This window comes from Streptomyces sp. NPDC107471, assembly GCF_055582845.1.
Genome location: NZ_JBVJPC010000016.1, coordinates 54867 through 74492, shown reverse-complemented (window position 1 = coordinate 74492; position 19626 = coordinate 54867). Strand labels below are relative to the sequence as shown.

Genomic DNA, 19626 nt, shown 5'->3' with positions numbered 1-19626 from the left:
TCTGGGCGTGTCATGGCTCCAGGACCACCTTTCCGGTTGTGCGGCGGGACTCCAGCGCCCGGTGGGCGGCGGCCGCCTCGGCGAGCGGGAAGCGTTGTACGGCAGGGGTGAGACGGCCCGCGGCGGCTTCGGCCAGGGCACGCAGTTCGAGGGTGCGCAGGGGGTTCGGGCCGCCGGCCCTGCGGGCCATGACGGGTCCGAGGACCTGCTCGGAGACGCCTTCGACGAGGTAGGGGCGGCCGTCGTGGATGCCCTCGCCGGACCAGCCGAAGACGATGTGCCGGCCGTTCTCGCCCAACAGCCCGACGCTCTCGCGGGCGATCTCCCCGCCCACCCCGTCGAGGACGACGGTGGCGGGACGGCCGCCGAGGAAGGCGCGGACCTTCCCGGGCCAGGCGGAGTCCGTGTAGTCGACGGCGAGGTCGGCGCCGTTGGCCCGCACCCGTGCCGTCTTCTCCGGTCCGCCCGCGAGGCCGACGACGGTCGCCCCGGCGTTCTTCGCGTACTGCACGAGCAGGGTGCCGATGCCGCCGGCGGCCGCCGGCACCACGACCACCGAGTCCGGGCCGAACTCGGCGAACCGGACGATCCCCATGGCCGTACGGCCCGTCCCGATCATGGCGACGGCCTGGGCGAAGTCGAGGTTCCCGGGGATCTCGTGGACGCGGTCGACATCGGTGACGGCGAGTTCGGCGTAGCCTCCGGGGGCGAAGCCGAGGTGGGCGACCACGCGCCTGCCGAGCCACAGTCCGGCGACACCCTCGCCGAGGGACTCGACCGTGCCGGCGACCTCGCGGCCGGGGATCGTGGGAAGCGCGGTCGGCCGGGGTGCCGGGCCCTGGTGGCCCTCGCGCAGGGCCGTGTCCAGCAGGTGGACTCCCGCCGCTCGTACGGCGATACGGACCTGGCCGGGGCCCGGTACCGGGTCCTCGGTGCGCTCGTAGGTCAGGTTCTCGGCGGGACCGAAGGCGTGCAGGCGGACGGCGTGCATGGGAGGAACCCTCCTGTGTAGGTGTGCGCCCGTGGTGCGGGTGTGCGCCCACCCTCCGACCTCAAGCATGCTTGAGGTCAAGGGTGTTCCGGCCCAGCGCCAGGGACACGGCGGTGAGCGCGCTGGTGAAGGAGACCTCCGAGAGCACTCCGGGCGCCGCGACCTGGTCGCCCGCGAGATAGACGCCGTCGCCGCGGTCGACGGCGGGCCGGTCGCGCCAGCTCGTGCCGGGCAGGTCGACGGCTCCGGTACGGCCGCTCGCGACGGACTCGCGCCGCCAGGTGACCCGCTCGCGCCAGCCGTCGAAGGCGAGGTCGAGCAGTTCCTCCGCGCGCGCGATCCCGTCGGCCCTGGTCTCGTGCGGGGCGATCGGGATCTGCCCCTGCAGGAGCTGTTCGCCCGCGGGGGCCAGGGTGCGGTCCTGCGCGGTGAACCGTTCGAGCCAGCCGGGGGAGTCGAGGTCGGAGACGGCGAAGGCGTCGCCGCGCCGGGTGCGCAGCGCGAGGTCGAGGAGGGCCGTACGGCCGCTCGGCCAGGTCAGCGAGTCGTCGCGGAGGAGCCGGCGGGCCGCGTCGAGGGAGGTGGCGACGACCACGGGGGTGTCGGTGGGCAGGGTGTCGACACGGGACAGCGTCTCCATCCGGACGCCCAGGTTCCAGGCGCGGGCTGCCATCCGGTCCACGACGGTGGCCCAGCCGCCGCGCGGGTAGTGCGCCTCGGGCGGCAGCTTGGTGGCGCGCCGGAGCCGTTCCTGCACGAACGCGGCGGACAGGGCGCCCGGGTCGTGGTGGAAGAGGGCGACGGCGGAGTAGTGGGCGGCGGCCCGGGCCCCCTCCTCGCCGGCCTGACCGGTGGCCCACGACATGAAGTCCACGTCGACCGGCGCCTGTTGGGCACTGCGGCGCAGCAGCTTCAGCATCGCGAAGGGCGGGGTGCGGCGGAGGACGCCCTTGTGCCGCAGCCGCAGCCGGGCCGCCTCCAGGGGCGGCAGCGGGGCGAGCGGGCCGATGAGGTCGCGCTGCCGGAGCCAGGACCAGTGCGGACCGGCGTTGTACAGGGCGTGCGGGCCGTCGTTCGTGCGGTACGGCCCCTCGGCGGTCCTGGCCCGGCCGCCGAGCGTGTGATGGGCCTCGTGCACGGTGACCTTGGCGCCCGCCTCGGCGGCGGTGATCGCCGCGGTCAGCCCGGCGAGGCCGCCGCCGATGACGGTGATGCGGTGCATGGCTGTGGATCTCCCTCTGCTCGGTCGCGTCGTCGTCGCGTCTTCGTCGTTTCCTCGTCGTGTCTTGTCCTCGCCGGTATGACTCGTCGAGGGCGCCGGAATGTGACATGCGGCCCGTCGGCCCAGGTCAGGGGGATTGTCAGTGGTGGCGTGCAGGATGGGGGCATGGTGCGGAGAGCGACGGGCGGGGCGGGCGGTTCGCGGGTGAAGGGGGCGCGGCGGCCCGAGGTGCGGCTGCCGCCGCTGGAGCCGTACGGGGGCGGGGGGCTGGAGCCGGACGGGGACTACGACGGCCTGGAGTTCGTGGAGGCGGACTTCGCGGGGCAGGACGGGGCGGGGGCCCGCTTCATGGACTGCGCGCTGAGAAGCTGCGCGCTGGACGAGGCGCGGCTCCACCACGCCCGCTTCCTCGACTCGGTCCTCACCGGCCTGCGGGGCGTGGGCACCGACCTCGCGGAGTCGACCCTGCGGGACGTCGAGGTGATCGACGCGCGTCTGGGCGGCGTGCAGTTGCACGGTGCGGCCCTGGAGCGGGTGGTGATCCGGGGCGGCAAGATCGACTACCTGAACCTGCGCACGGCGGTCCTGAAGGACGTCGTCTTCGAGAGCTGCGTCCTGGTGGAACCGGACTTCGGCGGGGCCCGCCTGGAGCGCGTGGAGTTCGTCGACTGCGCCCTCAAGGGCGCCGACCTCACGGCGGCGACCCTCAAGGACGTGGACCTGCGCGGCGCCGCGTCCCTGGAGATCGCCCGGGGCGTGGACCGCCTGGCGGGGGCGGTGATCAGCCCGTCACAACTGCTGGACCTGGCCCCGGTGCTGGCGGCGGAGGTGGGGATCAGGGTGGAGGGGTGACCGCAGGAGACCGGACGACGGCCACCTCACCGCGCTGTCACCACCGGCTCACCGCACCGGTCACTTCACTCTCGGGAAGCGTGCCTGGAGGGTCCAGATCGCCGGGTTCTCGTCCAGGTCCTCGTGCAGGTCGACCAGGTCGGCGATCAGGTCGTGCAGGAAGTCGCGGGCCTCGCGGCGCAGGTCCGCGTGGGAGAAGGTGAGCGGGGGCTCCTCGACCGGCATCCAGTCGGCCTCGATGTCCACCCAGCCGAAGCGGCGCTCGAAGAGCATGCGGTCGGTGGACTCGGTGAAGTCGAGTTCGGCGTGCTGGGGGCGGGAGGCGCGGGAGCCCGCGGGATCGCGGTCGAGGCGTTCCACGATGTCGCACAGCGCCCACGCGAAGTCGAGCACCGGCACCCATCCCCAGGCCGTGGACAGCTCCCGGTCCTCCCGGGTGTCCGCGAGATACACGTCCCCGCAGAACAGGTCGTGCCGCAGGGTGTGGACGTCCGCGCGGCGGTAGTCGGTCTGCGGGGGGTCCGGGAAGCGGTTGGAGAGGGCGTAGCCGATGTCGAGCACGTAGGCGATGGTGTCACGCGCGCCTCATAGGATCACCGGCGTGCCCCGATCCGCGCCGCTCGTCCCCGTCGCCCCGCGCGTCCCCACGGCCCTGCTCCTCGCGGGCGCCCTCGCCCTGACCGCGTGCGACGGCGGAGTGCACGGCACCCCCGGCGGCTCCGGCCTGCGCGACCCGTACTTCCCGAAGGCGGGCAACGGCGGTTACGACGTCAGCCATTACGACCTCGACCTCGCCTACGACCCGGACACGTCCAGGCTCTCCGGCACCGCGACCCTGACCGCCCGCGCCACCCAGGACCTGACCGCATTCCACCTGGACCTCGACGGTCTGGACGTCGAGAAGGTCACCGTCGGCGGCGAGACGGCCCGCTGGAACCGCACCGGCCAGGAGCTGACCGTACGCCCGCACGACGACCTCGACGAGGGCCGCGTCTTCCGGGTGACCGTCCGCTACTCCGGCACCCCCGGGACGATCACCGACCCGGACGGCTCCGCGGAGGGCTGGCTGCCCACCGAGGACGGCGCGGTGGCCCTCGGCGAACCGGTCGGCTCGATGGCCTGGTTCCCGGGCAACCACCACCCCTCCGACAAGGCGTCCTACGACCTCACGGTCACCGTGCCCGAGGGCCTCCAGGCCGTCTCCAACGGCGAGTTGACGGCAAGCGGCACCCGCGGGGGCCGTACGACGTCGCACTGGCACACCGCCGAGCCCATGGCGAGCTACCTGGCCACCCTCGCGATCGGCGACTACGACGTCCAGCGCTCCACCCTCGCCGACGGCCTGCCCGTGTACGTCGCGGTCGACCCGGCGGAAGCGGCCGCGAGCCGCAAGGTGCTGGCGCGGATCCCCGCCGTGCTCTCGTGGGCGCAGGACACCTTCGGCCCGTACCCGTTCTCCTCCACCGGCGCGATCGTCGACCGCGCGGGGGACGCCGAGTACGCCCTGGAGACCCAGAACCGCCCCTTCTTCCCCGGCGCTCCGGACACCGAGACCCTCGTCCACGAACTCGCCCACCAGTGGTACGGCGACTCCGTCACCCCGAGGACCTGGCGGGACATGTGGCTCAACGAGGGCTTCGCGACCTACGCCGAGTGGCTGTGGGCGGAGGACCACGGCGGCGACAGCGCCCAGGAGACCTTCGACGCGCTGTACGCGCACGGCGAGGACGAGTACGACGACCTCTGGTCCTTCCCGCCCGGCAAGCCGTCCGACGCCGCGCACCTCTCCGACAGCCCCGTCTACCAGCGCGGCGCGATGGTCCTCCACAAGATCCGCCAACAGCTCGGGGACACCGCCTTCCTGGCCCTCCTGCGCGACTGGGCCACCACCCACCGCCACGGCACCGCGGACACCGAGGACTTCACCTCGTACGTCGAGGACCTCGCCCCCGACAAGACCTTCGGCCCGATCTGGAAGGACTGGCTGTACGGCGAGGGCAAACCGGCCCGGGCCTGAGACCTCGGGACGGTAGGCATCGGGACGGTCGGGGGAAGCGGTCAGGCCCGGTCGCCGAGATCCCTCCGCATCGCCGCCCGCGCCGCCCAGACCGCCTTGCCGTGCCTGAGGCGGTGCTCCTGGAACGCCGGTGTGTCGAGCGGCGGATCGCCGGCGGCAAGAACGTCCTGGAGCTCCCGCAGGGTGGCGTAGACGGCCTCGATCACGTCCGACATCTCCTGCGGGGCGCAGATCAGCGCGGACTCGCGTATCTCGTCGCAGCCCGACGCCCGGAACGCGCCCCGGACGGCGGCGTCCAAGGGAACCCCGTCCGGGGGCCGGAGCGCCGCCGCGTACATGTCCTCGTAGGCCTGCCGGTACTTCGTCAGACAGGCCACGTAGATCTCCTTGCGCTCCTGCCGGGTCCGTTCGGTCCGGTCGCGCAGCCAGCGCACCCGGTCGGCGAGCAGGGTCGATCCGACACCGACGAACGCGCCGAGCGCCGTCCCGGCCAGGGCCGTCCACTCCACGCGGTCAGGCCCTCTCGGGCAGCGCCTTGCGCAGCACCGAGCAGGGGCGGTCCAGTCGGCGGTTCGGGCGGTGGGCGATCACCTGGTAGCCGAGGGTGGTCCAGAAGGAGAGGGCGCGGTCGTTGCCGTCGAGGACGGCGAGGCGGACGGCGGTGCGGCCCGCTTCGCGGAAGCGGTCCTCGACGAGTCGCGCCAGCCGCTGTCCGTGGCCCTGCCGGTGCACGCCCGCGTCGATCATCAGCAGCCCGATCCACGGATCCGGGTCGGCCGGGTCGGGGTGGTGGGCGAGGGTGATCGCGATGCCGACCAGCAGGCCCCGGCTGCGGGCCAGCAGCACCTCGGCGTCCGGATGCGCGAGCTCCTCGGCCAGCGCCGCCGCCACCTGCTCCGGGCGGATGTCGTCCGGGTCCGGGAAGTCACCGCTGAGCGCGAAGAACTCGTGGTTGGCGGCGTAGAGGGCGGTGAGTTCGGTCAGCAGAGGACCCGGGATGTCGTGGTCGGGGGTGAGGTCGAGGGGGGTGAGGAGCATGCCGGGCAGAGTAGTTGACGGCCGTGACGGCTCGTCCTTGTAACGCGGCAGGCCCTCTGTCGAGATGGCCCGGTCGCCGATGGTGACGTCCTCGCCGTGGACGAAGTCCTTGCCCCGGTCAGGGGGTGGTCGCGGATATTGCTGACCCACGACATGAGCCCCCGGCCGGCAAGGCCAGGGGCTCACGTGCAGCTCAGCGGGGGGAACGTCAGACGTTCACGCCGAAGTCCTGGGCGATGCCGACCAGGCCGGAGGCGTAACCCTGGCCGACCGCGCGGAACTTCCACTCCGCGCCGTTGCGGTACAGCTCGCCGAAGACCATCGCCGTCTCCGTGGCCGCGTCCTCGGAGAGGTCGTAGCGGGCGATCTCGGCACCGCCGGCCTGGTTGACGATGCGGATGTAGGCGTTGCGGACCTGGCCGAAGTTCTGCGAGCGGTTCTCCGCGTCGTAGATCGACACCGGGAAGACGATCTTGTCGATGTCGGCCGGGAGACCGGCCAGGTTGACGTTGATCGCCTCGTCGTCGCCCGCGCCCTCGCCGGTGCGGTTGTCACCGGTGTGGACGATGGTGCTGTCCGGGGTCTGCTTGTTGTTGAAGAAGACGAAGTGGGCGTCGGAGTAGACCTTGCCCTGCGTGTTGACCGCGATCGCGGAGGCGTCGAGGTCGAAGTCCGTGCCGGTGGTCGTGCGGACGTCCCAGCCGAGGCCCACGGTGACGGCGGTCAGGCCCGGAGCCTCCTTGGTGAGCGAGACGTTGCCACCCTTGGACAGGCTTACAGCCATTGTTGGGAGTCCCTTCCCTCGTTATGTAACGGGCACGAAGCTACAGCTACCTCTATGAACGCCGCGAGTGGTGTCGAAGGTTCCCCGCTTCTTTACTTTCTTTACCCAAGCGGAAGCGGGCGGCGGAGGGGGATTATTGGGGTGACGTGGACTGGTCAGAGGCGGGAACATGGACCCCATGTCCGGTCCCCACGTCATCCGCGGCTCCGTCTCCCTGCCCGAGGCCGAGCTCATGTGGCGTTTCTCGCGCTCCTCCGGCCCCGGTGGCCAGCACGTCAACACCAGTGACTCCCAGGTGGAGCTGCGGTTCGACCTGGCCCGCACCGAGTCCCTGCCCGACGTGTGGAAGCAGCGGGCGCTGGCCAAGCTGGCCGGACGGCTCGTCGACGGGGTCGTCACCGTCCGCTCCTCCGAGCACCGCTCGCAGTGGCGCAACCGTGAGACCGCCGCCGTACGCCTGGCGGCGCTGCTGGCCGAGGCGACGGCGCCGCCGCCGAAGCCGCGGCGGCCCACTCGGATTCCCCGTGGGATCAATGAGCGCCGGCTCCGGGAGAAGAAGGCGCGGTCGGACACGAAGCGGGGGCGGTCCGGGCGGGACTGGGGGTAGGCGGGTCGTCGTTCGGGTGCCGGTCCGTTGTAACTGGTCGCGCAGTTCCCCGCGCCCCTGCAGGGGCGCGTCACGTTCTCCTCGTCTCATCCGTCAACTCATCGACAGGTGACGGCGACGAGAGCGGTGACCCCCATGCGCGACGACGAGTTCCTGGCCGAGCGGTTCGAGGCGCACCGTGGGCGGCTGCTGGCCGTGGCACGGCGGATGCTCGGGTCGGCCGGCGAGGCGGAGGACGCCGTGCAGGAGGCGTGGCTGCGGACGAGCCGCTCGGACACCACCCACGTCGACAACCTCGGGGGCTGGCTGACCACGGTCGTCGGGCGGGTCTGCCTCGACATGCTCCGCGCCCGCAGGTCCCGCGCCGAACAGCCCCTGGAACCCGAGGTACCGGTCCCGGTCACCGTCCCCGACCCCGAGCAGGACGTCCTCCTGGCCGACTCGGTCGGCGGCGCCCTGCTCGTCGTCCTCGACACCCTCACCCCCGCCGAACGGCTCGCCTTCGTCCTCCACGACCTCTTCGCGGTCCCGTACGACGAGATCGGCGGCGTCATCGGCAAGTCCCCGGCGGCCGCCCGCCAGCTCGCCAGCAGGGCCCGGCGCCGGGTGCGGGGCGCCGAGGCGACCGAGACCGATCCGACGCGTCGGCGCGAACTCGTCGACGCCTTCCTGGCCGCCGCGCGCGAGGGGGACTTCGAGGGGCTGCTGGAGGTCCTCGACCCGGATGTCGTGGTGCGCACCGAGGCCGGGGTGACGACGGGCGCCCTCGCGGTGGCCAAGGGGGCGAGCGGATACGCGCGGCACATCACCGGTGTCGTCCGGCCGGCTCTGGTCGAGGGCCGCACCGGCATCGCGCTGCTGCGGGACGGCCGGGTGGAGCGGACCCTCGCGTTCACGTTCGTACACGACCGGATCGCCGTGATCGAGATCACCACGGACCCGGCGACGGCGGCACGCTCGGACGTCACCCTCCTCTAGGCGAGGTCCAGGACGCCCACGGTCTCTCCCTCGCTCAGCTCGCCGGTCCGGCGGAAGCCGAGCTTCAGATAGAACTCGGCCGGGCCGTCCGGACCCTCGTGCCAGGTGACGTACAACTCCTTCGTGCCCCGGCGGCGCAGCTCCGCGGCGACGGACTCGACGGCGAAACGGCCGTAGCCGCGGCCCTGCGCGTCGGCCGCGATGTTCAGCCGCCACAGGCCGGAGCGGCGCACGGTGCCGCCGTCGGCGCGCCAGTCGATGTCGAGGAAGGCCATCAGGAAGCCGACCGTGCGGTCACCGTCGACGATGAGCCGGGGCCAGGCCACACCCGGGGGATGCACGTAGGCCTCGGCGAGGGACTGCACCACGGGGGAGACCGCGAATTCCTGCTCCGGACGGACGCGTATGCCGGTCGCCGTTTCGAAATTCCCGGGTGTGACCTCTTCGAGGCGGGGTGCGAATGTCATCCGGGGACCTTAGGGCGAGCCCGCGGCGCACCGCCACGGAATTCAGCCCAACTGCCGGTACCGGCCGCGGAAATACGTCAGCGGGCCGCCGTCCGCGCTCGGCACGCCGGCCGTCAGGACGCGGCCGATCACCAGGGTGTGGTCGCCCGCCTCGACGCGCTGCTCGGTGCGGCACTCCAGGGTGGCAAGGGCGCCGCCCACCAGAGCGGCGCCGGTCGCGGAGCCGCGGACGTACGGGATGTCCTCGAACAGCAGGCGGTCGCTGATGCGGCCCTTCATGGCGAAGCGGCCGGCGATGTGCCGCTGGCTCTCGGACAGGACGGACACCGCCCACAGCGGCTGCTCGTCGAGCAGGTCGTCCATCCGGGACCCGGTACGCAGGCTGACCAGCACCAGAGGCGGGTCGAGGGAGACCGACAGGAACGCCGTGGCCGTCATGCCGACGTCCTCGCCCCCGGGCCCCTCGGCGTCGAGCGGGGGTTCGAACGCGGTCACCAGGACCACGCCCGCGGCCAGCCGGGACATGGCGGCGCGGAACTCGTCGTTGCTCACCCCCACAGCATGCCCGGAAGCGGGCGGAGGGATCATCGGGACGGTGGGGGAGGCGGTGTTCGACACGCCGGAAACGCTAGTCCCGGCGCCGGGCCCGCCGCATCGGGCCTTCGCCCGAGACCGGACCTAGGTCTCACGACGGGCGGCCTGCCGGAACCTGCATAATCGTCCGAAATTTGCAGGCGGTAAACGCACAGGAAAAACACAGAAACCCCGCTCAATTGCTCATCTTTTGCTGTGACTTGAGTCACAAGAGGTGCCAATTGTTGACCCTGTGTACCGACCGGGCAGCGCGCTGTGATTCAGTGGCTGGACAGATGACCCTTGATTCACTGCGAGGTCTCGGGGGGAGGGCGAGCAATGGAGAGCGAGTCGGAGCCGTACGTCCGTCTTGCGTCCCTGCGACAACTGCACCAGGTCATGGCCGACATGAACACGGCCCGCAGCCTGGCCGACACACTGCAGACCGTCGCGAACGGCGTGGTCACCGCACTCGGCTACGAACTGGCGTGCGTCAATCTCGTGCGCCCCGACGGCGATCTCGTGGTCGCCGCCTTCGCCGGGAACCAGGCCGCCGAGGCGCTGATCACCGGCCGGGTGGGCTCCCGCGAGTCCTGGGAGCGCCGGCTGAGCATGGGGGAGACCTGGGGCGACCTGGTCTTCATTCCGCACACCGAGGGCTGGATCCTCGACGACGACGACGTCCCGCAGTGGTACACCGACGGCCCGGCGCCCCGCTTCGAGGACGAGTGGCACCCCTCCGACCGGCTGTTCGCGCCGATGTACACGCCGGGCGTGCCGGGCGGGCAGTGCGGCGAGCTGATCGGCGTGCTCTCCGTGGACCGGCCGCGCAACGGCCGCAGGCCGGGCGCCTGGGGCCGCGAGGCGCTGCAGATGTACACGTTCCAGGCCGCCATCGCGATCAGCAACGCGCGCCTGCGCGCGAACATGCAGCGCGCGCTGGTCCGGCTGGAAAGGGAGCAGCAGGCGCTCAGGGCCAGCGAGGAGAGCTTCCGGCAGGCCTTCGAGTACGCCCCCTCCGGCATGGCCATCGCCGAGATGGGCGGCGACCAGCACGGCCGCATCCTGCGCACCAACGACGCCCTGTGCCGCCTGCTCGGCCGCCCCGCGTCCGCGATGCGCCGCTACGCCTTCTCCGACCTGGTCCACCCCGAGGACATAGGCACCCTGCTGCGGACCTCGGCGGAGGGCGGCCGCGCCGAGCTCCGCCTCGGGCGCCGGGACGGCACGTACGTCTGGGTGTCCCTGCGCAACTCGGTGGTCGCCGACGCCGCCGACGGTCCGCGCTTCCTGCTCACCCACGTCGAGGACATCGAGGAGCGCAAGCGCCGCGAGCTCCAGCTCGCCCACCGCGCCTCCCACGACTCCCTCACCGGCCTGCCGAACTCCGCCGAGCTGCGCTCGCGGCTGTCCTCCCGGCTCTGCCAGCGCCCCACCCACACCGGCGCCCTGGAGCCCGTCGACGCGGCCTTCGGCCACCCGGCCTTCGACGCCAACGGCCACGGCTTCGACTTCCGGCAGGGCGGCACCGAGGCGTTCGCCGCCTTCGACCACCATGTGCACACCGTGGCCCCCGAGGGGGAGCGCGACGACGGCACCAAGGGGCTCGCGGTGCTCTTCTGCGACCTCGACGGCTTCAAGTCCATCAACGACCGGTTCGGGCACAACGCGGGCGACGCGGTCCTCATCGAGGTCGCCCGGCGGCTGTCCCAGTGCGTGCGCGACGGCGACACCGTGGCCCGGCTCGGCGGCGACGAGTTCGTGATCCTCGCCGACGGCCTCGGCAAGGCCGACGCGGCGGACCTCGCGGTGCGCCTGCGCAACGAGATCATCCAGCCCATCCGGGCCGAGGGACGGGCCGTGCGGGTGGGTGCCAGCTTCGGTATCGGCTGGGCGCACTGCGGCATGACCGCGGACGAAGTGCTGAAGTCGGCCGACGAGCGGATGTACGTCGAGAAACGATCTCGTCCCAAACAGCACAGACGCGCGGGCTGAGCCCCAGGTCAGCGAGCCGATGCGATCCGAGTCACCCGTTTGGGCCATCTGGAGCGGGTAGGCTCGCCATTCTGACTCCACGTATCGCATCCGATCCGCACCTGTTGAGGAGTACCAAGGGATGACGTCCGGCAACAACGGCGCGAGCACGCCCGAGGACGACGACCCGTTCGGCTACCTCTACGCCGACGGCCAGGCCAACGGGGCCCAGCCGCCCTCCGGCGGTTACGGCTACCCGAACTCCGTCAACAGAGTCCGCGCGGTCGGCCAGCGCCAGTACGGACAGCAGCAGGCACCGACCGCGCCGACCGCGGCGTACGGCCAGGTCCCGCAGCAGCAGGCCCAGGGCGGCTACGGCCAGCCCAGCGCGCACTACGCCGCCCCCGAGACCTTCCCCGGCTCCGCCCCCACCAGCCAGCAGCCCATGCCGGGCCACAACGGCGGTGGCCGGCGCAGCGGCGGCCCCAACACCAAGGGCCTGCTGATCGGCGCGATCGCGGTGGTGGCCGCGGTGGTCATCGGCATCGGCATCGCGATCGCGGGCGGCGACGACCAGAAGGACGACAAGGGCGGCGAGGCGGCGACGACCCCGACCGCGTCCCAGAGCTCGGAACCGAGCGCGTCGAGCTCCGCGGAGGCGGAGGCCGACCTGCCGAAGGCCGACGTGAAGACGATGCGGCTGGAGGGCGGCACCAGCGTCGCGTCCGACGTGAAGGGCGCCAAGTCCGACGGCGGCGTCTACGTACAGGGCTTCAACCAGGTCGGGGCCTCGGTCACCTGGACCGTCAACGGCATCAAGGAGGCCGGCACCTACCGGCTCTACGTCCGCTACGGCCTGCCCGCCGAGGACGCCAACGCCACGGTGACGGTCAACGGCAAATCCGCCTCCCGGCCGCTGAACATGAAGAACTTCGGTGGGCTGCCCGCGAACGAATGGCAGGAGACGTGGGCCCAGGTCTCCCTGACCAAGGGCACCAACACCGTTCAGCTCTCCTGCCAGCAGGGCAACCAGTGCAACGCCCTGCTCGACCAGTTCTCCGTGACGGAGAACGCCGACCAGTAGGGCTCAGGCCGCGCTGGCCTCTCCCGTGACCGTGACCCGGCCCAGCAGCTCCTCGTAGGCCGCCCGGTCGAACTCCCCGGCCACCGGCGTCAGTACGGTCGCCGCCGACAGGGCGACCGCCTCGGTCAGACGGGTCGGCCAGGGGAGCCGGCGCACCAGGCCGGACAGCAGGCCCGCGACCACCGAGTCGCCGGCGCCCGTCGGGTTGCCGGACACCGGGGCCGGGGGCGTGGCGCGCCAGCGGCCCTCGGGGGTGACCGCCAGGAGGCCGTCCCTGCCGAGGGTCGCGACCACCGACCGGGCGCCCCGCCGCCGTGCGTCCTGGGTGGCCCGCAACGGCTCGTGCGAGCCGGTCAGTTCGGACAGTTCCTCGGCGTTCGGCTTGAGGATGTCGGGGCGGGCGGCGACCCCGCGGCGCAGTGCCTCGCCGCTGGTGTCGAGCAGGACCGGGACCCCGGCCGCCTTCGCCGCGCGGATCAGGCCGGCGTACGCCCCCACCGGCACACCCGGCGGCAGGCTCCCGCACAGGGCCACCGCCGCGACCGACGCGACGAGATCCCCGTACGCCTCCTGGAAGGCGGACCACTCCGCGGGTGTGACGGTGGGGCCCGGTTCGTTGAGCTGGGTGGTGTCGCCGGAGCGTTCGTCCACGACGGCGACCGTGCGCCGGGTCGGGCCGGTGACCGGGACGAGCGCGTCCACCAGGCCCGGGACGGCGGTGAGGTGCTCCTGGACCGTGCGGCCGGTGGCGCCGCCCGTGAAGCCGGTGACCGTCACCTCGTGGCCGAGCGCGGCCAGCACCCGGGCCACGTTCAGGCCCTTGCCGCCGGGGCGCTCGACGACCTCGGAGACCCGGTGGCTGGTGTGCGGCCGCAGCGACCGTACGCGATAGGTGATGTCGAGAGCGGTGTTCAGCGTGACCGTGAGGATCACCCGGGCCGACCTCCCCCGAAGACGGACGGACATGTGCCCGTCCAGTCTCCCAGGACGGTCCCGGACCCAACAGCGGGACAGATCATCCCAGTTGCGGATCGACCACCCATTCACCCCGGCGCATGACGCCCTTGAGGTCGAATCGCTGGTCGAGGAGGACCAGGTCGGCGTCCTTGCCGGGCTCCAGGGACCCGATGCGGTCGGACATCCCGAGCAGCCGGGCCGGGTTGGCGGAGATCGCCGCGACCACGTCCTCGACCGGCAGCCGGTCGACGGTCACCGCCCGCTTGAACGCGCGGTCCAGGGTGAGCGTCGAGCCGGCGATCGAACCGCCCTCGACCAGGCGGGCGACGCCCTCGCTGACCTCGACCTCCAGGGGGCCGAGCATGTAGCGCCCGTCGCCGAAGCCGGCCGCGTCCATGGCGTCCGTGATGAAGGCGACCCGCTGCGCCCCCGCGTGGTGGAACGCCAGTTGCAGCGCGGCCGGGTGCAGGTGCGTGCCGTCGTCGATGAGCTCGACCGTGATCCGCTCGTCCTCCAGGAGGGCCGTGATGGGCCCCGGGGTGCGGTGGCCGAGGGGCGGCATCGCGTTGAAGAGGTGCGTGGCCACGGTGGCGCCCGCCTCGATCGCCTCGACGGTCTGCTCGTAGGTCGCGTCGGTGTGGCCGATCGCCGCGATGACCCCGTGCTCGGCGAGCAGGCGCACGGAGTCGACGCCGCCGGGGAGTTCGGTGGCGAGGGTGAGCATCCTGGCCTGACCGCGCGCCGCGTCGATCAGCTTGCGGACCTCCGCCGGGTCGGGATCGCGCAGCAGGTCCTCCGCGTGCGCGCCCTTGCGGCACGGGGAGATGAACGGGCCCTCGAAGTGGATGCCGGCGATGTCGCCCTGCTCGGCGAGCTCGCTCAGCAGGCCGGCTCGGTGGGCGAGGAAGTCCATGTCGCCGGTGACGGTGGAGGCGACGAGGGTGGTGGTGCCGTGGGCGTGGTGCGTGGCGATGCCCGTGAGCACGTCCTCGATCGAGCCCGAGGTGAAGGAGGCGCCGCCGCCGCCGTGGTTGTGCAGGTCGACGAAGCCGGGGACCAGCCAGTGTCCGGTGACGTCGACGACGTGGGCGTTCTCGGGTGCCGTACTGGTGATGCGCGTGCCCTCGACGACGATCCGGCCGCTCTTGACCGTTCCCGTGGGCAGGACCACGGTCGCGCCGGACAGGACGAGGGGGGTCTTGTCCGTTGCGGGGTGCGGGTGCGTCGTGGTTTGTCGCGCAGTTCCCCGCGCCCCTGGGGGGGTTGCCATCAGGGCGTTACCTCCGAACTGTCCGTCGTGTCTAGGAGATCCCAGGCCAGGAGGCCCGCGCCCAGGCAACCCGCCGTGTCGCCCAGTGCCGCGGGGACGATCGTCGGGAGTTTCTGGAAGGTGACCCGGCTGCGGACCGCGTCCCGCAGCGGTGTGAACAAGGTTTCCCCCGCCTCCGCCAGGCCGCCACCGATGATCAGGGTGCGGGGGTCCAGGAGGGTGAGGGCGGTGACCAGGCCGTCGGCCAGGGCGTGCACGGCGTGCTGCCAGATCTGCCCGGCCCCGGGGTCCGCGGCCTCCACCGCCTTCGCGCAGTCCGCCGCGTCCGCTGCCGGGTTCCCGGTGGCCGCGGCCCAGGCCTCGCTGACGGCGGCCGCGGAGGCGTACCGCTCCAGGCAGCCGCGCTGGCCGCAGGGGCAGGGCGTGCCGTCGGGGCGTACGACGACGTGGCCGATCTCGCCCGCGAAGCCGTGGGCGCCCGCCTCCACCTGTCCCTGGATGCCGATCGCGCCCGCGATGCCGGTGCCGAGGGCGACGAAGAGGAAGCGGTCGGTGCCCCGGCCGGCTCCGATGCGGCCCTCGGCGAGGCCGCCGGTGCGGACGTCGTGGCCGAGGGCGACCGGGACGCCGCCGAGGCGTTCGGCGAGCAGGGTGCGCAGGGGGACGTCCCGCCAGCCCAGGTTGGCGGCGTAGGCCGCGATGCCCCGGTCCTCGTCGACGATGCCGGGGACGGCGACGCCGGCCGCGGCCGCGGGGGCGCCGAGGTGCTCGGTGCCGTACGCGCGCAGCTCGGCGGCGAAGTCGAGGATGCCGTCGACGACCGCGTCCGGTCCGCGCTCGCGGCCGGTCGCCCGGCGGGCCCGGTGCAGGAGCTCGCCGCCCGCGCCGACCAAGGCCGCCTTCATCCCGGTGCCGCCCACGTCGAGGGCGATGACATGTCTCACGGGGGACAGTGTGACCCGTTGACCCACAAGAGGTCTAGTCCACTCACGTGGTGTAGACCTTACTTCTGAGATATGTATGACTTTTCGAAAGTTTTCGAACGTGAGTTTGGGGCGGTTGTCGGTGCGGCGGCGTAGGACGGGAACGATCGCGGCGGTGTCCGCACTGGGGATGACGGCGGTCCTCGGCGGCTGCGGCCTGGGCGGCGGATCGGACGAGGTGACGCTGAGACTGGTCGCGGCCGACTACGGAGACAGCTCGGCCAACAGCTCCCAGAAGTACTGGGACCAGCTCGTCGAGGAGTACGAGGCGAAGCACTCCGGGGTGAAGATCGACGTCAGCGTGTACTCGTGGACCGACGTCGACCGCAAGGTCAAGGAACTGGTCGACGCGGGCGAGGCGCCCGACATGGCGCAGATCGGCGCCTACGCCGACTACGCCGACAAGGGGCTGCTGTACAAGGCGGACGAACTGGTCGGCATCCGGGAGCAGGCCGACTTCGTCTCCCAGCTCGGCTCCGCGGGGCGGATCAACGGAATGCAGTACGGCATGCCGTTCGCCGCGTCGACCCGGCTGCTCTTCTACAACAAGACCCTCTTCGCCGACGCCGGCCTCACCCCGCCCACCACGTGGAAGGAGCTGGCCGCCGACGCCGAGGCGCTCAAGGCGGACGGGGTCAAGTACCCGTACGCGCTGCCGCTCGGTCCCGAGGAGGCGCAGGCCGAGACCATGCAGTGGCTGCTGAGCGGGGGCGGCGGCTACGTCGACGACGTCGGGACGTACGGCATCGACTCCGACGAGAACGTCGCCACGCTGACCTGGCTCAAGGACGACCTCGTCGGCAAGGGCCTGACCGGCCCGGTCGCGCCGGAGAACCTGAACCGGGCCGCCGCGTTCTCGGCGTTCGCCGCCGGGGACGTCGGGATGCTCAACGGGCACCCCTCGCTGATGAAGATCGCCGCCGAGAAGGGGGTGAAGTTCGGCATGGTGCCCATGCCCGGCGCCGACGGGCCGACGAAGAACTCCATGGGCGTCGCCGACTGGATGATGGCCTTCCGGCAGAACGGCCACGCCGAGCAGGTGGGCGACTTCCTCGACTTCGTCTACAGCGAGAAGAACGTCCTCGCGTTCTCCCGGGAGTACGACCTGCTGCCGGTGACCAACTCCGCCTCCGAGGTCATGGGCGCCAGCTCCCGGGACGCCGACCTCAAGCCCTTCCTCGCCGCACTGCCCTCCGCGGAGCTGCCGCCGGTGGGCAAGACGTCCTGGGCCTCGGTCAGCGCGGCGGTGAAGAAGCGGATCGGCGCCGCCGTGAGCTCCGGCGGGAGCCCCGCCGAGGTGCTGCGCACGCTCCAGCTCACCGCGCAGAAGGCGGAGTAGTCGCTGTCAGTGGCGGGCGTTACGGTTCCGGGCATGGAGCATGCGGGACTCGACCGCCGGGAGCGGGACATCCTCGCGCTGGAGCGCCGCGGTTTCGCGGGGCCCGGCGCGAAGGAGCGGGCGATACGTGAGGAGCTGGGCCTGGCGCCGGTCCGCTACTACCAGCTCCTCAACGCCCTGCTGGACGACGAGCGCGCGCTGGCCCACGACCCGGTGACGGTGAACCGGCTGCGCAGGGTGCGCCAGGCCCGGCGCGAGGAGCGCTGAGGGTCAGGCGAGTCGTTCCGCCAGGGCCCGCAGCAGGCCCACCACGCCGGCCGGGCCGTCCACCACCAGGTCGGCCCGCTTGCGGAGCTCGGTCACCTCGTCGCTGCCGCTGCACACCAGGAGACCGGCGGTGCCCGCGGTACGGAGCTCCTCGACCGCGGAGAACGCGGGCAGGTCGCCCAGGTCGTCGCCGGCGAACAGCACCGACCGGGCGGAGACCTCGCGGGCGTGCCTCAGGAGGGCCACCCCCTTGTCCATGCCGGGCGGGCGGAGCTCCAGGACCAGACGGCCGGGCTCCACGATCAGGCCGTTACGGGCGGCCAGGTCGGTGAGGGGCCCACGCAGCGCCTCGAAGGCGGACTGGGGATCGGCGGCCCTGCGGGTGTGGACGGCCACCGCGCGGCCGCCCTTCTCCTCCAGCCACGCACCGGTCCCGGCCAGCAGCTCCGGCAGTTCCGCACGGACCGCCGCCACGCCGGGGTGCGGGGCGGGGGCGGTGACCTCGCCCGTCGCCGCGTCCCAGCGCTCCGCCCCGTAGTGGCCGAGCACGGTCAGGTGCTCCAGGCCGGGGACCTCGGCGAAACCGCCGTTGCGGACCGCGACCGCCGCCGGGCGGCCGGTGATCACCGCCACGGACGCCACCTTCGGCGCGAGGACCGCGAGCGCGGGCACCGCGTCGGGGTGGGCGACCGCCTTCTCGGGATCCGCCACGATCGGCGCCAGCGTCCCGTCGAAGTCGAGCCCGATCACCGCCCGCCGCGGTTCCGCGAGGACGGCCCGCAGGCCCTCCTCGCCGGCGGTCGTGAGGGGCGTGGGAAGGTTCATGCTCACCCGTCCAGCGCGCGGAGCGCGTTCAGTTGGTCCAGGAACCACTGGGCGGGCGGGAGTGCCGTCGCCGCCGCGGCCAGCCGCTTCGCGCCCTCGGCCCGCTCGTGGGCCGGCATCGTCAGCGCCTCGTGCAGGGCGGCCGCCGTCTGCTCCACGTCGTACGGGTTCACCACGATCGCGTCGTCGCCCAGCTCCTCGTACGCCCCCGCCTCCCGCGACAGCACCAGCGCGCAGCCCTCGTCGGAGACCACCGGCACCTCCTTCGCGACCAGGTTCATGCCGTCCCGGATGGGGTTGACCAGCGCCACGTCGGCCAGCCGGTACGCGGCGAGGGAGCGCGCGAAGTCGTCCTTCAGATTCAGCAGGACCGGCGTCCAGCCCGGTGTGCCGAAGGTGTCGTTGATCTCCTCCGCCACCCGCCGCACCTCGGCCGTGTAGTCCCGGTAGACCGCCAGGTCCTGCCGCGACGGATACGCGAACGCCACGTGCACGACCCGCTCCCGCCACTCCGGCCGCGACTCCAGCAGCCGCCGGTAGGCGTGCAGCCCGCGCACGATGTTCTTGGACAGCTCCGTCCGGTCCACCCGCACGATCGTCTTCCGGCCCGCGCCGATCTCCTCGCGCAGGCCGACGATCCGCTCCTCGACGTCGGCCTCGTGGGAGCGGGCGCGCAGGAAGTCCGCGTCCGCGCCCAGCCCGTGCACCCCGATCCGGGTCTCGCCGAGCCCGTCCGCGCACTGGGTGGCGCAGGCCGTGAAGGCGTCCGCCCAGCGGCGGGTCAGGAAGCCGAGCCGGTCGGCGCCCAGCATGCCCCGCAGGAGCTGGACCGCGATGTCGTCCGGCAGCATCCGGAAGTACTCCACCGGCGCCCACGGCGTGTGCGAGAAGTGCGCGATGCGCAGGTCGGGGCGGAGCTCGCGGAGCATCCCCGGCACCAGGCACAGGTGGTAGTCCTGCACCAGGACCGCCGCCCCCTCGGCCGCCTCCTGTGCGAGGGCCTCGGCGAAGGCGCGGTTGTACGTCTCGTACGACGCCCACTGGCGCCGGAACTCCGCGTCGAAGGACGGCTCCAGCGGGGTCTGGTAGAGCAGGTGGTGGACGAACCACAGGACCGAGTTCGCGATGCCGTTGTACGCGTCCGCGTGCACGTCGGCCGGGATCGCGAGCATGCGGACGCCGTCCTCGCCGACCCCCTGCCGTACCGCCTCGCGGTCGCCGTCGGAGAGCGCCGAGCACACCCACAGCGCGTCGGCCTCCGGCCCGATCGCCGACAGTCCCGAGACGAGTCCGCCGCCGCCGCGCTTCGCTTTGAGCTCGCCGTTTTCCTGGACCTCGTAGGAGACCGGACCCCGGTTGGATGCGACCAGTACGTGAGCGTTGTGCGAGGGAGCCATG

General features: G+C 72.5%; 21 protein-coding genes. 8 read left to right on the top strand and 13 right to left on the bottom strand.

Features of this window, described 5'->3' with window-relative positions; translation table 11 throughout:
* Positions 1-10 precede the first annotated feature (10 nt).
* On the bottom strand, positions 11-991 hold the full coding sequence (locus ACZ66S_RS37445) for a zinc-binding dehydrogenase (protein WP_469906048.1): 981 nt from the start codon (positions 989-991) through the stop codon (positions 11-13).
* 61 nt (positions 992-1052) lie between these two features.
* Positions 1053-2213 (bottom strand): NAD(P)-binding protein, encoded by a 1161-nt coding sequence (locus tag ACZ66S_RS37440; RefSeq protein WP_469906047.1) that lies wholly within the window; start codon positions 2211-2213, stop codon positions 1053-1055.
* A gap of 165 nt (positions 2214-2378) precedes the next feature.
* Between ACZ66S_RS37440 and ACZ66S_RS37435 the strand changes: the two genes are divergently transcribed.
* Positions 2379-3065: a pentapeptide repeat-containing protein gene (locus tag ACZ66S_RS37435; protein ID WP_469906046.1), complete on the top strand. Its 687-nt coding sequence runs from the start codon at positions 2379-2381 to the stop codon at positions 3063-3065.
* Between the two features lie 60 nt (positions 3066-3125).
* On the opposite strand, the gene ACZ66S_RS37430 is transcribed toward ACZ66S_RS37435, so the two are convergent.
* Positions 3126-3626 (bottom strand): hypothetical protein, encoded by a 501-nt coding sequence (locus ACZ66S_RS37430; protein ID WP_469906045.1) that lies wholly within the window; start codon positions 3624-3626, stop codon positions 3126-3128.
* 40 nt (positions 3627-3666) lie between these two features.
* On the opposite strand from ACZ66S_RS37430, the gene ACZ66S_RS37425 reads away from it, so the two are divergent.
* The gene (locus ACZ66S_RS37425; RefSeq protein WP_469906044.1) at positions 3667-5082 is read left to right on the top strand and encodes a M1 family metallopeptidase; all 1416 of its coding nucleotides are present in this window, start codon (positions 3667-3669) and stop codon (positions 5080-5082) included.
* Between the two features lie 41 nt (positions 5083-5123).
* Here the strand turns inward: ACZ66S_RS37425 and ACZ66S_RS37420 are convergent, their stop codons facing one another.
* Genes ACZ66S_RS37420 through ACZ66S_RS37410 form a run of 3 tightly spaced genes read right to left on the bottom strand, consistent with a single transcriptional unit; the run spans position 5124 to position 6904 of the window.
* Positions 5124-5591 (bottom strand): hypothetical protein, encoded by a 468-nt coding sequence (locus tag ACZ66S_RS37420; protein ID WP_469906043.1) that lies wholly within the window; start codon positions 5589-5591, stop codon positions 5124-5126.
* A gap of 4 nt (positions 5592-5595) precedes the next feature.
* Complete coding sequence (locus ACZ66S_RS37415) at positions 5596-6270, bottom strand: GNAT family N-acetyltransferase (RefSeq protein ID WP_469906042.1); 675 nt, start codon at positions 6268-6270, stop codon at positions 5596-5598.
* Between the two features lie 58 nt (positions 6271-6328).
* Positions 6329-6904, bottom strand: coding sequence for a TerD family protein (locus ACZ66S_RS37410; protein ID WP_037709701.1), 576 nt, complete (start codon positions 6902-6904; stop codon positions 6329-6331).
* A gap of 169 nt (positions 6905-7073) precedes the next feature.
* On the opposite strand from ACZ66S_RS37410, the gene arfB reads away from it, so the two are divergent.
* Complete coding sequence (gene arfB / locus ACZ66S_RS37405; RefSeq protein ID WP_469906041.1) at positions 7074-7511, top strand: alternative ribosome rescue aminoacyl-tRNA hydrolase ArfB; 438 nt, start codon at positions 7074-7076, stop codon at positions 7509-7511.
* Between the two features lie 135 nt (positions 7512-7646).
* On the top strand, positions 7647-8489 hold the full coding sequence (locus tag ACZ66S_RS37400; protein ID WP_469906040.1) for a sigma-70 family RNA polymerase sigma factor: 843 nt from the start codon (positions 7647-7649) through the stop codon (positions 8487-8489).
* Here the strand turns inward: ACZ66S_RS37400 and ACZ66S_RS37395 are convergent.
* Complete coding sequence (locus ACZ66S_RS37395; protein WP_469906039.1) at positions 8486-8956, bottom strand: GNAT family N-acetyltransferase; 471 nt, start codon at positions 8954-8956, stop codon at positions 8486-8488. The genes ACZ66S_RS37400 and ACZ66S_RS37395 overlap by 4 nt on opposite strands.
* A gap of 42 nt (positions 8957-8998) precedes the next feature.
* Positions 8999-9544 carry a flavin reductase family protein gene (locus tag ACZ66S_RS37390; protein ID WP_469906160.1) on the bottom strand — a complete coding sequence of 182 codons (546 nt, stop codon included), beginning with the start codon at positions 9542-9544 and terminating at the stop codon, positions 8999-9001.
* Between the two features lie 324 nt (positions 9545-9868).
* On the opposite strand from ACZ66S_RS37390, the gene cdgB reads away from it, so the two are divergent.
* Positions 9869-11524, top strand: a complete 1656-nt coding sequence (gene cdgB / locus ACZ66S_RS37385) for a diguanylate cyclase CdgB (protein WP_469906038.1) — start codon at positions 9869-9871, stop codon at positions 11522-11524.
* Positions 11525-11645: 121 nt separating this feature from the next.
* Positions 11646-12587: a CBM35 domain-containing protein gene (locus tag ACZ66S_RS37380; RefSeq protein ID WP_469906037.1), complete on the top strand. Its 942-nt coding sequence runs from the start codon at positions 11646-11648 to the stop codon at positions 12585-12587.
* A gap of 3 nt (positions 12588-12590) precedes the next feature.
* On the opposite strand, the gene ACZ66S_RS37375 is transcribed toward ACZ66S_RS37380, so the two are convergent.
* The 3 genes from ACZ66S_RS37375 to ACZ66S_RS37365 form a co-directional block, all read right to left on the bottom strand.
* Complete coding sequence (locus ACZ66S_RS37375; protein ID WP_469906159.1) at positions 12591-13520, bottom strand: 1-phosphofructokinase family hexose kinase; 930 nt, start codon at positions 13518-13520, stop codon at positions 12591-12593.
* A gap of 82 nt (positions 13521-13602) precedes the next feature.
* Positions 13603-14814 carry an N-acetylglucosamine-6-phosphate deacetylase gene (nagA, locus tag ACZ66S_RS37370; RefSeq protein WP_469906036.1) on the bottom strand — a complete coding sequence of 404 codons (1212 nt, stop codon included), beginning with the start codon at positions 14812-14814 and terminating at the stop codon, positions 13603-13605.
* Positions 14814-15758: an ROK family protein gene (locus tag ACZ66S_RS37365; protein ID WP_469906035.1), complete on the bottom strand. Its 945-nt coding sequence runs from the start codon at positions 15756-15758 to the stop codon at positions 14814-14816. The genes nagA and ACZ66S_RS37365 overlap by 1 nt, the downstream gene beginning before the upstream one ends.
* A gap of 76 nt (positions 15759-15834) precedes the next feature.
* On the opposite strand from ACZ66S_RS37365, the gene ACZ66S_RS37360 reads away from it, so the two are divergent.
* Together ACZ66S_RS37360 and ACZ66S_RS37355 are read left to right on the top strand one after the other, a co-directional pair.
* Positions 15835-17136, top strand: coding sequence for an ABC transporter substrate-binding protein (locus ACZ66S_RS37360; protein WP_469906034.1), 1302 nt, complete (start codon positions 15835-15837; stop codon positions 17134-17136).
* A gap of 33 nt (positions 17137-17169) precedes the next feature.
* On the top strand, positions 17170-17403 hold the full coding sequence (locus tag ACZ66S_RS37355; protein WP_053848713.1) for a DUF3263 domain-containing protein: 234 nt from the start codon (positions 17170-17172) through the stop codon (positions 17401-17403).
* A gap of 3 nt (positions 17404-17406) precedes the next feature.
* Here ACZ66S_RS37355 and otsB read toward each other — a convergent pair whose 3' ends face one another.
* Together otsB and ACZ66S_RS37345 are read right to left on the bottom strand one after the other, a co-directional pair.
* Complete coding sequence (gene otsB / locus ACZ66S_RS37350; protein ID WP_469906033.1) at positions 17407-18228, bottom strand: trehalose-phosphatase; 822 nt, start codon at positions 18226-18228, stop codon at positions 17407-17409.
* Between the two features lie 2 nt (positions 18229-18230).
* Entirely contained in the window at positions 18231-19625 is a 1395-nt protein-coding gene (locus ACZ66S_RS37345; RefSeq protein ID WP_469906032.1) for an alpha,alpha-trehalose-phosphate synthase (UDP-forming), read from the bottom strand.
* Position 19626: the final 1 nt, after the last annotated feature.

What these genes read in the sequence shown, in the direction of transcription:
- ACZ66S_RS37445 (WP_469906048.1), bottom strand. Translation starts at nt 991, where the DNA reads ATGCACGCCGTCCGCCTGCACGCCTTCGGTCCCGCCGAGAACCTGACC.
- ACZ66S_RS37440 (WP_469906047.1), bottom strand. Translation starts at nt 2,213, where the DNA reads ATGCACCGCATCACCGTCATCGGCGGCGGCCTCGCCGGGCTGACCGCG.
- ACZ66S_RS37435 (WP_469906046.1), top strand. Translation starts at nt 2,379, where the DNA reads ATGGTGCGGAGAGCGACGGGCGGGGCGGGCGGTTCGCGGGTGAAGGGG.
- ACZ66S_RS37410 (WP_037709701.1), bottom strand. Translation starts at nt 6,904, where the DNA reads ATGGCTGTAAGCCTGTCCAAGGGTGGCAACGTCTCGCTCACCAAGGAG.
- arfB (WP_469906041.1), top strand. Translation starts at nt 7,074, where the DNA reads ATGGACCCCATGTCCGGTCCCCACGTCATCCGCGGCTCCGTCTCCCTG.
- ACZ66S_RS37400 (WP_469906040.1), top strand. Translation starts at nt 7,647, where the DNA reads ATGCGCGACGACGAGTTCCTGGCCGAGCGGTTCGAGGCGCACCGTGGG.
- ACZ66S_RS37395 (WP_469906039.1), bottom strand. Translation starts at nt 8,956, where the DNA reads ATGACATTCGCACCCCGCCTCGAAGAGGTCACACCCGGGAATTTCGAA.
- ACZ66S_RS37390 (WP_469906160.1), bottom strand. Translation starts at nt 9,544, where the DNA reads ATGATCCCTCCGCCCGCTTCCGGGCATGCTGTGGGGGTGAGCAACGAC.
- cdgB (WP_469906038.1), top strand. Translation starts at nt 9,869, where the DNA reads ATGGAGAGCGAGTCGGAGCCGTACGTCCGTCTTGCGTCCCTGCGACAA.
- ACZ66S_RS37380 (WP_469906037.1), top strand. Translation starts at nt 11,646, where the DNA reads ATGACGTCCGGCAACAACGGCGCGAGCACGCCCGAGGACGACGACCCG.
- nagA (WP_469906036.1), bottom strand. Translation starts at nt 14,814, where the DNA reads ATGGCAACCCCCCCAGGGGCGCGGGGAACTGCGCGACAAACCACGACG.
- ACZ66S_RS37360 (WP_469906034.1), top strand. Translation starts at nt 15,835, where the DNA reads ATGACTTTTCGAAAGTTTTCGAACGTGAGTTTGGGGCGGTTGTCGGTG.
- ACZ66S_RS37355 (WP_053848713.1), top strand. Translation starts at nt 17,170, where the DNA reads ATGGAGCATGCGGGACTCGACCGCCGGGAGCGGGACATCCTCGCGCTG.
- otsB (WP_469906033.1), bottom strand. Translation starts at nt 18,228, where the DNA reads ATGAACCTTCCCACGCCCCTCACGACCGCCGGCGAGGAGGGCCTGCGG.
- ACZ66S_RS37345 (WP_469906032.1), bottom strand. Translation starts at nt 19,625, where the DNA reads ATGGCTCCCTCGCACAACGCTCACGTACTGGTCGCATCCAACCGGGGT.